The 16809-nt window shown below is 46.8% G+C and carries 15 protein-coding genes and 2 riboswitches; of the genes, 11 read left to right on the top strand and 4 right to left on the bottom strand.

All coding sequences use genetic code 11. The features are described from left to right. Window positions 1–60: 60 nt before the first annotated feature. Window positions 61–177, bottom strand: a riboswitch (SAM riboswitch). 132 nt (window positions 178–309) lie between these two features. The 6 genes from ACRC6Q_RS03470 to pepT all read left to right on the top strand — a co-directional run bounded on the left by ACRC6Q_RS03470 (window position 310) and on the right by pepT (window position 6576). Next, a complete protein-coding gene (locus tag ACRC6Q_RS03470) occupies window positions 310–954 on the top strand; it encodes a glycerol-3-phosphate acyltransferase (protein ID WP_223639811.1) in 645 nt (214 codons plus the stop codon). 121 nt (window positions 955–1075) lie between these two features. Further along, window positions 1076–1191, top strand: a riboswitch (SAM riboswitch). 138 nt (window positions 1192–1329) lie between these two features. Continuing rightward, a complete protein-coding gene (locus tag ACRC6Q_RS03465; protein WP_431465820.1) occupies window positions 1330–2361 on the top strand; it encodes a methionine ABC transporter ATP-binding protein in 1032 nt (343 codons plus the stop codon). After that, window positions 2351–3001 carry a methionine ABC transporter permease gene (locus tag ACRC6Q_RS03460; RefSeq protein ID WP_431465819.1) on the top strand — a complete coding sequence of 217 codons (651 nt, stop codon included), beginning with the start codon at window positions 2351–2353 and terminating at the stop codon, window positions 2999–3001. The genes ACRC6Q_RS03465 and ACRC6Q_RS03460 overlap by 11 nt, the downstream gene beginning before the upstream one ends. A gap of 39 nt (window positions 3002–3040) precedes the next feature. After that, a complete protein-coding gene (locus ACRC6Q_RS03455; protein ID WP_223639802.1) occupies window positions 3041–3874 on the top strand; it encodes a MetQ/NlpA family ABC transporter substrate-binding protein in 834 nt (277 codons plus the stop codon). Window positions 3875–3901: 27 nt separating this feature from the next. Beyond that, a complete protein-coding gene (locus tag ACRC6Q_RS03450; RefSeq protein WP_223639799.1) occupies window positions 3902–5107 on the top strand; it encodes a M20 family metallopeptidase in 1206 nt (401 codons plus the stop codon). A 251-nt stretch (window positions 5108–5358) separates the two neighbouring features. Next, window positions 5359–6576, top strand: coding sequence for a peptidase T (pepT, locus tag ACRC6Q_RS03445; RefSeq protein WP_223639796.1), 1218 nt, complete (start codon window positions 5359–5361; stop codon window positions 6574–6576). 497 nt (window positions 6577–7073) lie between these two features. Here the strand turns inward: pepT and ACRC6Q_RS03440 are convergent, their stop codons facing one another. After that, complete coding sequence (locus tag ACRC6Q_RS03440; protein WP_431465818.1) at window positions 7074–8093, bottom strand: STAS domain-containing protein; 1020 nt, start codon at window positions 8091–8093, stop codon at window positions 7074–7076. Window positions 8094–8307: 214 nt separating this feature from the next. Between ACRC6Q_RS03440 and ACRC6Q_RS03435 the strand changes: the two genes are divergently transcribed. The 3 genes from ACRC6Q_RS03435 (at window position 8308) to ACRC6Q_RS03425 (ending at window position 10046) form a co-directional block, all read left to right on the top strand. Beyond that, the gene (locus ACRC6Q_RS03435; RefSeq protein WP_223639791.1) at window positions 8308–8538 is read left to right on the top strand and encodes a hypothetical protein; all 231 of its coding nucleotides are present in this window, start codon (window positions 8308–8310) and stop codon (window positions 8536–8538) included. A 106-nt stretch (window positions 8539–8644) separates the two neighbouring features. Next, window positions 8645–9538 carry an EamA family transporter gene (locus ACRC6Q_RS03430; protein ID WP_223639788.1) on the top strand — a complete coding sequence of 298 codons (894 nt, stop codon included), beginning with the start codon at window positions 8645–8647 and terminating at the stop codon, window positions 9536–9538. Window positions 9539–9623: 85 nt separating this feature from the next. Then, window positions 9624–10046 (top strand): pyridoxamine 5'-phosphate oxidase family protein, encoded by a 423-nt coding sequence (locus ACRC6Q_RS03425; RefSeq protein ID WP_223639785.1) that lies wholly within the window; start codon window positions 9624–9626, stop codon window positions 10044–10046. A gap of 31 nt (window positions 10047–10077) precedes the next feature. Here ACRC6Q_RS03425 and ACRC6Q_RS03420 read toward each other — a convergent pair whose 3' ends face one another. Beyond that, the gene (locus ACRC6Q_RS03420) at window positions 10078–10512 is read right to left on the bottom strand and encodes an RrF2 family transcriptional regulator (protein ID WP_223639782.1); all 435 of its coding nucleotides are present in this window, start codon (window positions 10510–10512) and stop codon (window positions 10078–10080) included. A gap of 97 nt (window positions 10513–10609) precedes the next feature. Between ACRC6Q_RS03420 and hmpA (ACRC6Q_RS03415) the strand changes: the two genes are divergently transcribed. Continuing rightward, window positions 10610–11794 (top strand): NO-inducible flavohemoprotein, encoded by a 1185-nt coding sequence (gene hmpA, locus ACRC6Q_RS03415; protein ID WP_431465817.1) that lies wholly within the window; start codon window positions 10610–10612, stop codon window positions 11792–11794. A 726-nt stretch (window positions 11795–12520) separates the two neighbouring features. Further along, complete coding sequence (gene hmpA, locus ACRC6Q_RS03410) at window positions 12521–13702, top strand: NO-inducible flavohemoprotein (protein WP_431465816.1); 1182 nt, start codon at window positions 12521–12523, stop codon at window positions 13700–13702. A gap of 110 nt (window positions 13703–13812) precedes the next feature. Here the strand turns inward: hmpA (ACRC6Q_RS03410) and ACRC6Q_RS03405 are convergent, their stop codons facing one another. Then, complete coding sequence (locus tag ACRC6Q_RS03405; protein WP_431465815.1) at window positions 13813–15774, bottom strand: iron ABC transporter permease; 1962 nt, start codon at window positions 15772–15774, stop codon at window positions 13813–13815. Next, window positions 15774–16751 (bottom strand): ABC transporter substrate-binding protein, encoded by a 978-nt coding sequence (locus ACRC6Q_RS03400; RefSeq protein ID WP_431465814.1) that lies wholly within the window; start codon window positions 16749–16751, stop codon window positions 15774–15776. The genes ACRC6Q_RS03405 and ACRC6Q_RS03400 overlap by 1 nt, the downstream gene beginning before the upstream one ends. Between the last annotated feature and the right edge of the window lie 58 nt (window positions 16752–16809).

The following is a 16809-nucleotide window of genomic DNA, read 5'->3' as shown; positions in this document are numbered from 1 at the left end:
AAGAAAGCAGCAAAAAGCCCCCTTCGCTAAGAAGAGGGCCGTAAATTACGGAGTTTCCTCCTCTCATCTGTCAGAATCAGTCGTTCGATCCTGTAGGAATTAGCACCTTTCCAGACATGTGCGTCTGTTGGTTGCCGGGCATCGCAGGGCCTATCCCTCCGCCACTCTTGATAAGAGTATTTGATTTGGTTTTTCATCTTGTTGAGAAGTATAAAAATTTCAGCGCGATTTGTCAAGTCCATTAGTCAAAAAATTTTGAAACCTCGTTCTGTTTCAAACGTTATCTTTTAAGGTAGAGGAGGAATTGGCATGTTTATCTGGATGTTGCTATTATTTATTATTTGCTATGTAATCGGCTGTTTTCATGGATCTCTTGCAGCTCAGGCTCTATCAGGGGTCAACGTCAAAAAAGAAGGTGTAAAAAATTCCGGGGCTTCCAATGCAGCCATCGTACTGGGATGGAAATATGGTTTGCTTGTCGCTTTCATCGATATTTCCAAAGGCTTTGCTGCTGTTGCAGGCTTACGCCTTTTGCTGGATTCCAGCAGTCTTTCTTCTGAAATGATCTGGACTTTGCTATTCATCGCAGGTGCCGGCGTAATTTTCGGCCATAACTTTCCGTTCTATATGAATTTCAATGGCGGCAAAGGCACGGCTTCTGTAATTGGCGTCATGCTGGCCCTCGATTGGAAACTTGGACTGGTCGGACTGCTCTTGCTCATCGGCGTTTCGCTCGCCACCGATTATTTGGTCATTGGCGTACTAGTGCTTTACGCGGTTTATTTTATGATTGCTTTCGGTCCTGCTGTTGGACCATGGCCATTGCTGACAGCCTTGGCTTTATTCGCAATGGCGGTATGGAAGCATAGCGAAAACATTATTCGAATAAAGAATGGAAGCGAGAGCAAAGTATCCTCCATCTTTAAGAAGAAGCCATCAACCCCTGTAAAGTAAAGGAGTTAAACTAATTATTGCTTTCATGTAAAAGATTGTGAAATAAATATCATAATTCTTCTTGACATTTTTGTTATTTCACCATAAAGTAAGAATCACGAATCGAATAGCATACATCACTTTCTTATCAAGAGAAACCGAGGGACAGGCCCTGAGACGTTTCGGCAGCAGATTTGTTTAACCGCAAAAACTGTGCCAACTCCTGCAAATGCCGTTAACGCATTTGGAAGATGAGAATTAGATGGTTTCAACTGGAGCCTTCTTTTTTCTTATGGATAAGAAAAAAGGGGGCTCTTTTTTGTCCATTATCTCAGGAGAATGTGAGACTCCATCGATTTGATAAGACCCATTACAGCATGAGGAGGTTCAATCACCATGATTCAATTCGAAGGCGTCGCCAAGACCTATCAATCAGGAAAACAGGAAATCCATGCCTTGAACGGCATTGAACTGACCGTCGAAACCGGCGAAATTTTTGGAGTCATCGGCTTTAGCGGAGCCGGAAAAAGTTCTTTGATCCGCACCGTGAATCTGCTCGAACGTCCTTCTGCAGGACGCGTATTGATTCAAGGAAAAGATATATCCACTTTATCCAGCAAAGAGATCCGCACCACCCGAAAAGATATCGGCATGATTTTCCAGCATTTCAACTTGCTGAATTCAAAAACGGTTTACCATAACGTCGCTATGCCGCTCTTGCTTGCTAAGACACCAAAAGCAGATATTGAAAAACAGGTAACCGACCTGCTCGACTTTGTCGGCCTTGCAGACCAGGCACAGAAATACCCCGATCAGCTGTCAGGCGGACAAAAACAACGGATCGGCATTGCCCGGGCGCTCGCTACTAACCCATCTGTTCTGCTATGCGACGAAGCGACTTCGGCACTTGATCCGCAAACGACTAAATCGATTTTGGACTTGCTTCGCAAAATCAATAAAGAATACAACATCACCATTCTGCTCATCACTCACGAAATGGGCGTCATCCGGGAAATCTGCGACAAGGTGGCTGTGCTTGAAGCAGGGAAAGTGATCGAGCAAGGCAGCGTCTTCGATATTTTCTCGAATCCGCAGCAACCAACCACCAAACGGTTTGTCCGCTCCGTCATGAACGACGAACTTCCTGATTCGCTGCTGGCACAAATTCAGGCAGCCGAAAGCGATAATGCCATCTACCGCCTCCAGTTTACCGGCACTTCCGTCGGCAAACCGTTCATGTCCCGAGTATCACGCGATTTCAAAGTTGACTTGAATGTGCTGTTCGGCAATATCACTGAGCTGCAGGGCGTCCCGTATGGCAACCTGATCGTGGAATTTTCCGGCGAGCCCAGTGAAATCGAATTGGCTTTGTCCTCCATCCGAGAAAGCGATATCCACATAGAGGAGGTCAATAATTATGTCAGTTAACTACGAACAAATCATAGAAGCTCTATGGGAAACCATTTACATGACCGGCGCAGCATTCGGCTTTTCCCTTTTGATCGGCTTTCCGCTCGGCATCCTGCTGGTGGTCACCCGCAAAGGCCATTTGCTGGAAAATGAACCGGTCTCCAAAGTGTTGAATATCGTCATCAATATTTTCCGCTCGGTTCCGTTCATCATTTTAATGGTTGCCATCATTCCATTGACCCGCCTGATTGTCGGTACGTCCATCGGAACCGCAGCCGCCATCGTTCCACTGGTCTTTTACGCCGGGCCCTACATTGCACGGCTGATTGAAAACTCCTTATTGGAAGTTGATAAAGGCGTTATCGAAGCGGCTCAGGCGATGGGCGCCACGCCGATGCAGATCATTTTCCGCTTCCTGATTCCCGAGGCTTTAAGCTCTTTGGTTCTCGCATTGACGATAGCAGTGGTCGGCTTGATCGGTGCATCCGCCATGGCAGGCGCCATCGGAGGCGGTGGGCTTGGCGACTTGGCCATCACTTACGGCTATCAGCGTTTCGATACGCTCGTCATGTTCATTACCGTAGCGATTCTTGTCGTGCTGGTGCAGGGTGTTCAATCCCTTGGAAATGTATTGTCAAGAACGGTACGGCGTAACTAAAAAATAAAAACAACATAGAAAAAACTGGAGGAATTACTCATGAAAAAACTTACAGCGACAGCATTACTTTCACTATCTGGCTTACTTTTGGCAGCCTGCGGAGACGACAGCAGTTCCGATGGCAACACGAAAGTGACACTTGGCATCAGCGGTTCCGATACAACCATCTGGGATTATATTGGCGAAAAAGCCGAAAAAGAAGGCATCGACCTCGAAATCCAAACGTTCTCTGATTATGTGGCACCAAACTTGGCGCTTGCCGAAGGCGAACTCGACTTGAATGCTTTTCAGACCATTTCTTATTTCGATGAATTTGTTACAGAGCACGACATCGATATCGTACCGATTGGTTCTACCGTCATTGCACCGATGGGCTTATATTCCGATAAATATGAATCCATCGATGAAATTCCCGAAGGTTCACAAATCGCAATGCCGAATGAAGCGACCAACATGGGGCGTGCCCTTCTATTGCTCGATGAAGCCGGACTGATCACGCTCTCTGAAGATGCCGGACTTACTGGCACAGCAGAAGACATTATCGAGAATCCAAAAAACATTGAAATTATGCCGATGGTATCCGGCCATACGCCGCGCGCTATGCCAGATGTTGCCGGTTCGGTCATCAACAACGGCGTTGCAGTGGATGCTGGCTTGAATCCGACTGATGATCCGATTGCCCGTGAAAGCGAAACAGCGAAACCTTATATCAACTTGATTGCCGCAAACGCTGAAGAGGCAGATAATGAAGCCTACCTGAAAATCGTTGAATTATATCAAGAAGAAGACACTGCTGAATTTATCATCGAACATACAAAAGGTGGTCAAATCCCTACCGTTGTGACAGTTGACGAACTGGTCGATTACCAATAAAACGAATTCAACTTAGGAGGAGTTCCAATGACATTTATCAAGGAAGCAGCCCAGTCCATTTCCCAGTCCATCGATTCCCGGAGCGAAACCTATATTGAAACAAGCCAGGCGATCCACGCAAACCCGGAAATCGGCAACCAAGAGATTTTCGCCAGTTCTTTATTGATCAAACGGCTTGAAGAAGCTGGGTTTCAGGTTGACAAAAGTGTCGCCGGCCATTACACCTCTTTTTTTGCCAGCAAAGAAAGCGCCCGTCCTGGACCGACAATTGCTTATCTTGCCGAGTATGATGCACTTCCCGGAATTGGCCATGCCTGCGGCCACAATATCATTGGAACAACCAGCGTGGCTGCGGCCATCGCATTGGCGGAAACTTTAGACTCAACAGGCGGACGCGTGGTCGTCCTGGGAACTCCTGCAGAAGAAGGAGGGCCGAATGGCAGTGCCAAAGGCAGCTTTGTTAAACATGGGTTGCTTGAAGGCATTGACGCCGCGTTGATGCTTCATCCTTCCGGAAATTCAGCTGTCACCGGACCTTCTCTTGCGGTCGAACCTTTGGAATTTCACTTTTACGGAAAACCAGCGCATGCGGCAGGATCTCCTGAAGAAGGCATCAATGCCTTGGATGCCGTTCTGCAGCTGTTCAACAGCATCAATGCCCTGCGCCAGCAATTGCCATCGGATGCCCGGGTTCATGGAATCATCACTCATGGAGGCGATGCGCCGAATATCATTCCGGAATACGCTTCTGCCCGTTTCTATATCCGCGGAGATTCATGGAAGAAAACATCCGATACTGCCCGCAAAATTCGGGCTATTGCGGAAGGCGCTGCTCTTGCAACTGGCGCGACAGTGAAAATCGAACGCTTTCAGAATGAAGTGCGTGATTTGGTCATCACCCCAGCATTGGATGCTGTTGTCCGCAGCGAACTTGAATCATTGGGTGAAACAGTGGCTGATTCCCGCATCTCCGGCCTCGGCTCTACAGATGCCGGCAATATCAGCTATGAAGTACCCACTGCCCATGGGTATATCAAAATCGGTCCGGAAAGTCTGGTTGCCCATACTGCCGAATTCCGCGAAGCCGCAAAATCAGTGAAAGGCAATGATGCGTTGATTAAAGGCGCCAAAGCCTTGGCCACTACCGGTTACCGCCTGCTGACAGAACCTGAGCTTCTGGAACGAGTAAAAGCCGCACATGCCGATGCGGTTAAAGCAAAACAGCAAAATTGATGAAGCGATGCCCTAACCCGGGCATCGTTTTTTTAAACTGGAATTTTCATCATTTTCCTGCTTCGTGCTAAAATACTACTATATAAGTTGAACTGATGCGTTTCATAGTCCATAGGCCGCAAGTCGATCAGGAAATTAGTGAAAATCTATGAACTTACACCGGGTTAGTTAGATAATCTCTTAGTGCCGGTGCGGCGTATATATGATGCTAAAGTTCAACTTATATAGAACGAATTCAAGGGGGATTACATATGTTAGAGACGTTAATCGAACGGCTTGTCCGTTATGCAAAAATCGATACGCAATCTGATGCAAATAGTGAAAATACACCTTCTACAGCGGGACAATGGGACTTGTTGCGTGAATTGGAACAGGAAATGAAGGCTATCGGCCTGACGGATGTCGGCATGGACGACGCGGGGTATCTATTCGGTACACTGCCAGCCACTACCGAACGGGATATCCCGGTAATCGGTTTCCTGGCGCACGTCGATACCGCAACAGACTTTACCGGTAAGAACGTGAACCCAAAGCGCATCGACAATTATGACGGACAGGATATCCCGTTGAATGACAGCATCACAATGACTGTGTCGGATTTTCCTGCCTTGAAAAATTATGCAGGTCATACCCTGATTACCACAGACGGCACAACACTTCTTGGGGCAGACAATAAAGCCGGTATCGCCGAAATCATGACAGCCATGGAATATTTGAATGCACATCCCGAAATCGAACATGGAAAAATTCGTGTGGCGTTTACACCGGACGAAGAAATCGGCCGCGGCCCCCATAAATTCGATGTTGAACGCTTTGGCGCTGAGTATGCCTATACCATGGACGGCGGCCCTCTTGGCGAATTGCAGTATGAAAGCTTTAACGCAGCCAGCGGCAAACTAACCGTTCAAGGCAAGAGCGTGCATCCAGGCTCAGCAAAAGACAAAATGGTCAATGCCCAAACGGTCGCCATTCAATTCCAGGAGGAAATGCCAAAGGACGAAGTGCCTGAACAGACAGAGGGGTATGAAGGCTTCATCCATTTGAACAACTTTAACGGCAACATTGAAACGGCGGAATTGACCTATATCATCCGTGATTTCGATAAAGCGAAATTCGAAGATAAAAAGCGGCATATGCAGGCGGTTGCCGAGAAACTCCAGCAGCAGTACGGCGAACAGGCTGTCCACTTGGAAATCGAAGACCAATACTATAATATGCGCGAAAAGATTGAACCAGTCATGGAAATCGTCGACACTGCAGAGCGTGCGATGAACACCTTGGGAATAGAACCGAATATCGTTCCCGTGCGCGGCGGTACGGATGGTTCTCAATTATCTTATATGGGATTGCCCACACCGAATATTTTCACAGGCGGTGAAAACTACCACGGAAAATACGAATTCATCTCTGCTGAAAACATGGAAAAAGCCACACAGGTCATTATTGAAATTGTAAAAACCGCCAAGTAAGTTGGCATCTTATAAAAAAGGCGTATTGGACTGGGTCCAATACGCCTTTTGATTTGGAGTTTAAAAATTTCAGTTTCTTCTTTGGATTTTATGCCCGGCAGAGCTACACAGGCGCTTGCGCTTTTCTTCTTTGTCCAGCTTCATCGGCCAACTCCTCGGGACATAAGCCGTTTTGGCTGTGCGGCTGAAGTAACGCCGCTTCGCCAGTGCGTCTTATGCCCGGCAGAGCTACACGGGCGCTTGCGCTTTTCTTTGTCCAGACTCCAGCGCCCAGCTCTTTGGGTCATAAGCCACTCTGGCTGTGCGGCTGAAGTAACGCCGCTTCGCCAGTGCGTCTTATGCCCGGCAGAGCTACACGGGCGCTTGCGCTTTTCTTTGTCCAGACTCCAGCGCCCAGCTCTTTGGGTCATAAGCCACTCTGGCTGTGCGGCTGAAGTAACGCCGCTTCGCCAGTGCGTCTTATGCCCGGCAGAGCTACACGGGCGCTTGCGCTTTTCTTACATAATGCTTCTCCCGTTTTGCGCCAGGGCATAATGGATGCCATGCTGCAAAGTTTGGAAGCATTGGAATTTCGATAAGTTGATGGCTGAGTCTGTAATGGTCATACTCATTCCTGCTGAAATTCCCACCAAAATGGTTTGTGTACCAATCAGCGATGCGGTTGAGCCTAATTTCTCGATCAGCATTGCGGCATGCTGTGTAAAGTTCGTGTTTATTCCCGTCAAGTCCAATATTAAGTACTTGGCTTTGTGTTTCGGCATGTTCTGCAATGTTTTCACCAACAGCTCTTCCGCACGGGCCTCGTCATAAGTCCCCAGAAGCGGAACGACGACGATATCTTCAAGAACCGGAATGAGCGGAGATGAGATTTCTTTGATCATTTCATTCAGTTCTTTTGTTTTTTCATCCACCAATCGTTCAAGCTCATTGATTTTTTCCGCTTCTTTCAAACGGGACAATTGATGGATATTCTTTTCGATAGTCTCTTCTGAAGGGAAATACTGAACGACAGTTTCTGGAAAACCATCCAATTGATAATGAACGACTTTATACCAAATATTTTGCTTGAACAGTGATGAAAAAATTCCTGCGTAATGGGCAGGCAAGAAACTTCCTCCCCGCTCCTTCTCTTGCGCCACATTGATTGTGTGCTCCCAGCTGTTTTTCAAGTGCACTTCAAGTGTATGTTCCTCTTCATCTAGCTCTCTAATTGCCGCCAATCCCCATCCTGCTGAGGCGTATGTATTGGTGATCAATTCAGCAGCCTCTGCGACGGAGACACCTTTCATCCCTTGGAAATATTCTCCCACTACAAGCCCCTGGCGAAACCCTGTTGTTTCCAGCACAACATACGCTGCGTTTTTTCCGGCAATCTCTTCTATCGAATCAAAAAACATTTTCATTGCTGATGCTGTCCAAAAAAGAACAGATTCCTGACCTTCAAATAGAAAGCGGCCCTCAGCCAACTTCCATTCGAAATTCAAACCGCCTACTGTTATCGCTGATTTCGTATTCATCTTGCAACTCCTTTCGTTCCCTGATTTCATTTTATCATATTTATTGTACTTCACATGGCGGTAAAGATGATTTTCGCTCCTTGCAACGCTGCTCTAAAAGAAACAAACGGGTTTTCATCAGGCAATTAAACAGGAAGTGCGCATCCACTCTATGTTTTAAAAGGTTTTATAAAAGGAATACAGTAAGTAATACAATCAGGAAGAGGTGCTATACATGTCAGACAAAAGACCATTTAAAGAGGAAGACCGCAACATAAGCGACGGCGGTCCCATGGATAACCCTGAACAGTACAAAACCGATAAAAAGACCCTCACCGAAATGCATGAAGAAGAAATGAATGTGGATTCTATTCCGATGGAAGATCTAAAGCAGGAAAAACGGGAAGAAAAAGATAAGCGCGGAACGAAGAACAGTTCATCCAGCGAAGAAAAATTCCCAGAGTAAACAGCATGAATTTTCGTAAAAGTGAATGCTTTCAAAAAAGACCGCCGAGGCTACCCTCAGCGGTTTTTTTATGCTATGATTCTCGTTTGAACAGGAGTGAAAGAAGATGAAAAACTGGATTTACCCACTAATGGTCGTCATAGCAGCGAGCTGTTACGGAGTTCTCTCGACCATTATCAAAGTGGCCATGAAAAATGGATTTACTGCTGCAGAAGCAGTGACCGCCCAATACTTTATAGGGTTCGCCTTAGCGGCTCTTTTATTTTTTGCAACGCAACGTAAAATGCCTGGGATTAAAGGATGGAAGATTTTGATGCTATCCGGTAGTTTTACTGCTGCCACCGGCATGGTCTATGCACATTCCCTCAACTATCTGCCAGCTTCATTGGCTGTTGTGCTGCTGTTCCAATTCACTTGGATCGGCATGTTCCTGGATTGCATCGTCAACCGCCGATGGCTGAAGCGGACTGAAGTTTTTTCTTTGGTGCTGCTGTTTGCCGGAACTTTATTTGCAGCCGGCATCATCGGCACAGATCTTAGCGGGATTCCTTGGCAAGGCTGGGTTTGGGGAATGGCTGCGGCTTTTTGTTTCTCAGCATTCATGTTCGTCAACGGCAAACAGATTGAAGGCATGGATACTTCAGCCCGTCTATTTTATGTATCACTTTTTGCAGCAATTGTTGTTGGCTTGTTCCAAACACCTGAAATTGTGTGGAACGGACAGCTATTCAATGAAGGCCTATGGGTTTATGGATTATTGCTGGGCTTTTTCGGAATCATTATGCCTATCTACTTCTTTTCTGTTGCAGTGCCGCATGTCGGCTCGGGGCTTGCTTCTATTTTGAGTGCTATGGAATTGCCGGTGGCGGTCATTGCATCGGTCCTGATCCTCAACGAAACCTTATCAACACTTCAAGTCGGCGGAATTTTCATCATCCTGATCGGCATGGTGCTCCCTAGTGCGTTTAACCGGACACCGAAAATAGTTGAACAAGTTTAAAGGCCTGCTGCCCAAGCAGGCCTTTTATGTTTAGTACGGACTTAAAAAGGAATAGATAAGTACAAACATAAAAGGAGTGGTATGGATGAATCAGGAAGATGTAAAAAAAGCGGCGTTAAAAATTTTAGAAGACAGCTATGTGGGGACTTTAGCGACGATAAAAGGACAAAAACCCCATTCGCGTTATATGACTTTTTTTAACGATGAATTTACACTTTATACTGCTACCAGCAAAAAAACACAGAAAGTCGACGAATTGGAAGCCAATCCGCATGCCCATATTCTTTTAGGTTATGAAGGCGAAGGGGTCGGCGATACATTTTTGGAAATCGAAGGAACCATGTCGCTGAATGACGATCGCGAAATGATCGACAAAGTGTGGAACGAGCATCTGGAAGGATGGTTTGAAGGTCCTGATGATCCAAATCTCATCATTCTTGCCATCAAACCCGATCGTGTACGCTTAATGAATACAAAAGGGTTAGAGCCGCACGTGCTGGAACTATAAATAAAAAACGGCTCATTAATTGAGCCGTTTTTTATGTCTGAAGGATTTCGCGAAGCCCTTCCCTGTTGAACATCAGGTCTTCAAGCGTATATTCATCCAATACGGACAGGTAAGCATTGAGAGCCTTGCCTAATACGCCACGCAGACCGCAGATAGGGGAAATCGGACAGCGATTCGTCGCTGAATTAAAGCATTCAACTAAATGGAAATCATCTTCCATTCGCCTGACTACGGTTCCTACATTTATATTTTCAGGAAGGTCAGCAAGACGGATACCACCACCTCGTCCACGGACGGTATGGATAAAACCGGCTTTGCCCAGTTCGAATGTAACTTTCGTTAAGTGGTTTTTGGATATATTATATGCATCAGAAATTTCCTGTATCGTTGCAAGCTTATCTGTTTCTTTGGTGCCCAAGTAAATCAAAACACGTAATGAGAAGTCTGTATACATGGTCAATCTCATTTTTTTCACCTCTTCTGCATGTTCATTATAACGGCTTTTCAGAAAGTCCGAAAGTAATTGAACCTCAAGACTTTATTGAGAAAAGGAGTAGATCAGCATGTTATCAGAAGAAACCCGTACAATTGTCAAATCCACTGTCCCGGTTCTGGAGGAACACGGCGTGGCAATCACCACCACGTTCTATAAGAACCTGTTCGTAGCCCATCCCGAATTGCTGAATATCTTCAATCATGCCAATCAGGCACAAGGCCGCCAGCAAACAGCTTTGGCTAAAGCAGTATATGCAGCGGCTGTGCACATCGATAACTTAGAAGAGATCTTGCCAGCTGTTGTCCAAATTGCCCACAAACACGTCTCTCTTGGCGTGTTGCCTGAGCATTATCCAATCGTTGGCGAATATCTGCTGAAAGCGATGAAAGAAGTGTTGGGTGATGCTGCAACAGATGAAATCATTGAAGCATGGGCAGAAGCTTACGGGGTCATTGCCGATGCATTTATCGGTGTTGAAAAAGAGATGTATGAACAAACGGAGGCACAGGACAACGGCTGGATTTTCTTCAAGGATTTCATTGTCTCCCGAAAAGTAAAGGAAAGTGACGTCATCACTTCCTTCTACTTGAAGCCTGCGGATGGATCCAATGTTCCGCCCTACACACCAGGCCAATACATTTCCGTGCGTTTATCGATGCCAGGCGAAGAGTTTCTAGTGATTCGGCAGTACAGTCTTTCCCAGGCACCAAAACCGGATGAATTCCGCATTTCGGTCAAGCGTGAAAACGACAACGATCCAAATGGCGTTGTCTCCAATTATCTGCACAGCAGCATCAACGAAGGGGATCGACTAGAAGTCAGTGCACCGGCTGGCGTCTTTGTCCTCGATACCACAAAAACTTCACCGGTCGCTTTCATCAGCGGCGGTGTCGGTATCACGCCGATGATGAGTATGTTCGAGACAGTCGCAAACTCTACACCAGAGCGGCCGACTACTTTCCTTCACGGCGCCCGCAATCCTTTGCAGCAGGCTTTTGATGATGATATTCAGGCATATGCCACAATGATGGATGATGCCCGTTACAAAACCATCTATTCAGATGAACCGAACGGATTTATTACCCGGAAAATACTCGAGGAATATGTTGATCCCGAAAGCGACATCTATGTTTGCGGACCGGCTCCATTTATGGAAATCATGATTCGTGAACTGCACGGCATGGGCATTCCGGAAGAACAGATTCATTACGAGTTCTTCGGTCCTGCGATGGATTTGAATACAGGTAATTAAAACGGATTTTTGAAGCCCGACTCAAGTTGGGCTTTTTAATTTTGGGTTTTCTTGACGCAGGCTTTCTTTCTGAAAGTATTTTAAGTAAATCGGAAATCATATCCAGTTAATGGAAATGACTGGTTCCTCAATTGAATGAAATATAACTAACTTCCCCTTCTTTCTTGCAGTTTACTGAATCTATACAGGTGCTTCCAGCGCCCGGCAGAGCTGAACAGCCACTTTCGCTTTTCTTATTGTCCAGCTACTGCGCCCAGAACCTCGGGGTCTTAAGTCCGCTTGCCTGTGCGGCTGAAAACACGCCGCTTCGGCAACCTCCCTTAAGCCTGTCGGTTCTAACCGGGCGCATTCGCTTTTCTTTTTGTCCAGCTCCAGCGGCTAGCTCTTTGGGTCATAAGCCAACCCAGCTGCGCGGCAAAGAACGCCACTTCGCTGGTCCGTCTTATGCCCGGCAGAGCTGAACAGCCACTTTCGCTTTTCTTTTTGTCCAGACTCCAGCGGCCAACTCCTCGGGTCGTAAGCCACTCTGGCTATGCGGCTGAAAACATGCCGCTTCGCCAGATCGTCTTACGCCTGTCAGAGTTAAACGGTCGCTTCCGCTTTTCCTTGTTGTGACTTTTCTGTGAAGTTAAATGTGTCTAAATTTTAAAGATGTATTTAAAATATATCTTTAAACGAATTGTGGGAGTATAGTCAAAGTATAGAAAACAAAAGGAGAGATTGAGCATGTTATCACAAGAGACAAGAACAATCATCAAATCCACAGTACCGGTATTAGAAGAGCACGGAACAGCCATTACGACTGTATTCTACAAAAATATGTTTGAAGCGCACCCAGAACTTTTCAACATTTTTAATCAAGCCAACCAGAAGAAAGGACGTCAGCAAGCTGCTTTGGCAAACACGGTTTATGCTGCAGCAGTCCACATCGACAATCTGGAGGCTATTCTTCCGGCAGTTGTACAAATTGCCAACAAACACGTAAGTTTAGGAATTAAACCAGAGCATTATCCGATTGTTGGAGAATATCTGTTAAAAGCGATCAAAGAAGTATTGGGCGATGCAGCAACTGATGACATCATCAATGCTTGGGCAGAAGCATATGGCGTAATCGCAGATGCCTTCATCGGCGTTGAAAAAGATATGTATGAAAAAATGGAATCTCAGGAGAATGGCTGGAGCTTCTTTAAAGACTTTACGATTGTCCGCAAAGAGAAAGAAAGCGAAAACATCACTTCCTTCTATCTAAAACCTGCAGATGGAAAAAATGTTCCAGCTTACCAGCCTGGCCAATACATCTCTGTGCGCTTGTCGATACCAGGCGAAGAATATTTATCCAACCGCCAGTACAGCCTATCTCAAGCTGCACAGGAAGATGAGTTCCGCATTTCCGTTAAACGCGATGCTGATAATGATCCGAACGGCCTTGTATCCGTTTATCTTCACGATCATTTGAACGTAGGGGATAGCTTTGAAGTCAGCGCACCAGCAGGTGAATTTGTACTTGATACGGAAAAAGATACACCTGTTGCATTCGTTAGCGGCGGTGTCGGCATCACACCGATGATGAGCATGTTCGAAACTGTTGCTACACTGACTCCAGAACGTCCAACCGCATTCCTTCATGCTGCGCGCAATGAAACTATGCACGCTTTCGATAAAGATATCCAGAAATACATCGCATCTATGGACAATGCAAGCTATAAAACACTTTACTCCGATCAGCCTCAAGGCTATATCACGAGAGCGGTTCTGGAAGAATACATTGATATCACAGGTGATGTCTATGTATGTGGCCCAGTACCTTTCATGGAGGCCATGATTAAAGAATTGCGGGCACTTGGCATGAAAGAAGAACAGATCCACTTTGAATTCTTTGGTCCAGCCATCGCTCTTCAAACTGCATAATTACTAAAAAAGCTGTCCGCTTGCCGGACAGCTTTTTGTGTATTCATTTTCCCCCCAAAGTAAAAGGACCTGCCAACATGGCAGGTCCTTTTGCTATTTGTTGGTTCTTTTCATTTCATCTTGCGCAGCAAGTAAAGTAAATAGGGTGTGCCAATTAATGCTACAACCAACCCGCTCGGAATGTCTTTTGGCGCGATCAGGATGCGTCCGACAAAATCAGCGGTGACCAGCAGCAATCCGCCAAGCAAGCCAGAAGCCAGCATTAATGGCAAATGGCGGAAACCGACCAGCCGTCGGGCGATATGCGGGGCCACCAGCCCTACAAATCCGATAGTGCCGACAATCGATACGGCCACCGTCGAAATGGCTACACCGATGATTAACGCCCATACACGCGTAGAGCGGATGTTCAATCCAAGCCCTGCCGCGACATCATCTCCGAAGGTCAGCGTATCCAAGCTGCGTGTCAGATAGATCGCCGGCCAAATGAATACAGCCAATAGGATCAGCGCAAATTGAACATCGTCCCATCCTTTTCCGTAAGTACTGCCTGACAGCCAGACAAGTGCACTGGCCACTGCCAGCTTCGCCTTGACAATAAAAACCTGCGTCGCTGCCGAACCGAATGCGGAAATGGCAATTCCCATCAACGCAACCAGCATCGGCTGGAAATTATTCTTCCAGGCTGTCACCAGGATGATGCCAAGTGCCAAAGCTGCACCGACCGTTGCCCCCAGTGGCATGAACTCAGGTGGAATAGACGGGAAAAGGACCAGCAACAGCATCGCTCCCGCTCCTGCCATTGAAGTGACACCGAGCACACTGGCATCTGCCAGCGGATTTCTCAGGACTCCTTGAAGAATGACACCGGTAATTGCCAGCATCACACCTACAATAAATGAAGTTAAGACCCGCGGCACCCGGAAATTCCAGACGACTGGTTCCATCCAGGCGAAGGTCCAGGCAGAACCGTTGAAACTCAACGCCATGACTATAATTCCTAAGATAATCGCCACCAGCACTGGTACGATCAATTTTAACCGGATTGGTTTGGTAGTGCCGCCCATTTGGCGCTCTCCGCGCTTCAAGGACTTAGCCGTGCGCCATGCCAGATACAAGAGCCACGGACCGCCGACTAATGCCGTCATGGCACCAACCGGCACTTCCTGGCCGGGCTGGATCAACCTGCCCAGTACATCCGCACCGACCAAAAAGACGCTACCCCAAATAAAGGAATGGATGAAAATTTGGAGATGGCCACGAATCCCCATCATGCGGACAATGTGCGGAGCCATCAGACCAATAAAGCCGATCGGACCAACGACACTTACTGTCGCAGCAGCCAAAACAATGGCGACTCCCCATGCAGCCAGTTTAACTACCCGAACATTTTGCCCCAGTGAAGACGCAATATCTTCTCCCAGCGATAAAATATCCATTGGTTTCGCCAACAGCAGTGCGCAGGTGAACATCAGGAGAATAACAGGCGCCGCAAAAACGACCCCCTCCCAATTCAACTGCACCAACGTTCCAGAGCCCCATAGAAAGAGACCATTCGTCTGATTTTCAAATAATAACTGTAGCGCCCCGGTAATGGACGCGAACAGCAGTGAAATGATCATTCCCGTCAGCGCTACACGCACGGGCTCCATTTGATTTCCAGCAAGGCCGACGACCAATAATGAAGAAAGCACGGCGCCCAAAAGAGCTGTAACAAATGGAAAAGCACCAAGCAGTCCTGGAAAAAAGATGGTGGACAGAACCACAAAGAAAAATGCCCCTGCATTGATGCCCAAAGTTCCTGGAGAAGCCAATGGATTATTCGTCAAGGTTTGCAGGACGGCACCTGAAACTGCTAACGCTCCTCCAGCAAGTAAGCCCATCGCAAGACGCGGCAATCGGAAAGAAAGCACAATATCTTGGATACGCCCTTCCGTCCACACTCCTGTCAACAGTTCGGATACTGTATAATCCGCCTGACCTTGAATCAGGTGTATGACAGATAGCATAATAAGCAGGAAAAAGCCCGCTGTCAGAGAGACAGTGGACTTGTTCAATAATCTTCGGAGCATTAGTCAGTCACCAATACATCAGTGATTTGGTTCATCAATGTTTCAGCAGACAACGGTCCTCCGTATAACCAGGTATCCGCGCCTAAATCATACGTCCGGCCTTCTTGGACAAACGCAAGATTTTCCCAGACAGGATTTCCTTTTAGCTGGTTTTCATAAATATTATCTTCTTCCGGTACTGTGTAAAGGTAGTTGGCATCTTCGTATTTAACCAATCCTTCTACATTGAATGTACTGGATCCGAAAATTTCAAACTGGTCCGGTTCATGGACATTATTCAAGCCGATGCGCTCTAAGATGATGGAAGCCATCGAGTTTGGCGTAAAGACACGAATTTCCGGAGCCTGCGCCCCGCTGTAGGCAAGTGTTAGAATAACGTCTTTTGTTTTCAAATCAGCCGCTTCAATTTCAGCCGCCTTTTCTTCGTACTGTGCTTCCAAGTCAGTCAAGACCTGTTCGCCTTCTGTCGTCTTCCCAACTGCTTTTGCAATTTCAAGGAACGTCGTTTCCATTTCCTGATACAGATCGATACTCTCATCTTCAGGATACGGATTGAAAATCACTGTAGGAGCAATCGTCTCCAATTGTTCGATCATGCCATCATGGCGGAAGCTCACACCAATGATCAGGTCTGGCTCTAAAGCGGCAATGGCTTCCAAATTCGGCTCCTGGCGGCCGCCGACGTCCACAACCGTTTCATCCAATTGCGGTTCAATGTTCACGTAGTTTCCATAATCCGAAATATCGGCCATTCCCGCCGGCTGTACACCGACTGCCAATAGGTCTTCTGCATACGTCCATTCCAGAACCACCACTTTTTGGGCTGGCGCGTCTAATGTCACTTCGCCATTGGTTCCTTGGATTGTGACCGGTTCCGCTTCTTCAGCTGGCGCCGCCGGCTCTTCTTCTGCTGTTGAACACGCTGCTAGTATAAGTAAAAGGATAGCTGTTAGTACAATTAGTAAGGGCTTCTTCATTTTATTATCCTCCAAGTTGTTTGATAATGATTCTCAATACGTCTTTATTTTAGGTCTA

The organism is Planococcus sp. SE5232, assembly GCF_050686535.1.
Taxonomy (GTDB): Bacteria; Bacillota; Bacilli; order Bacillales_A; family Planococcaceae; genus Planococcus.
Note: the sequence above shows the minus strand (reverse complement) of the source record. Positions and strands in the feature narration are given on the sequence as shown.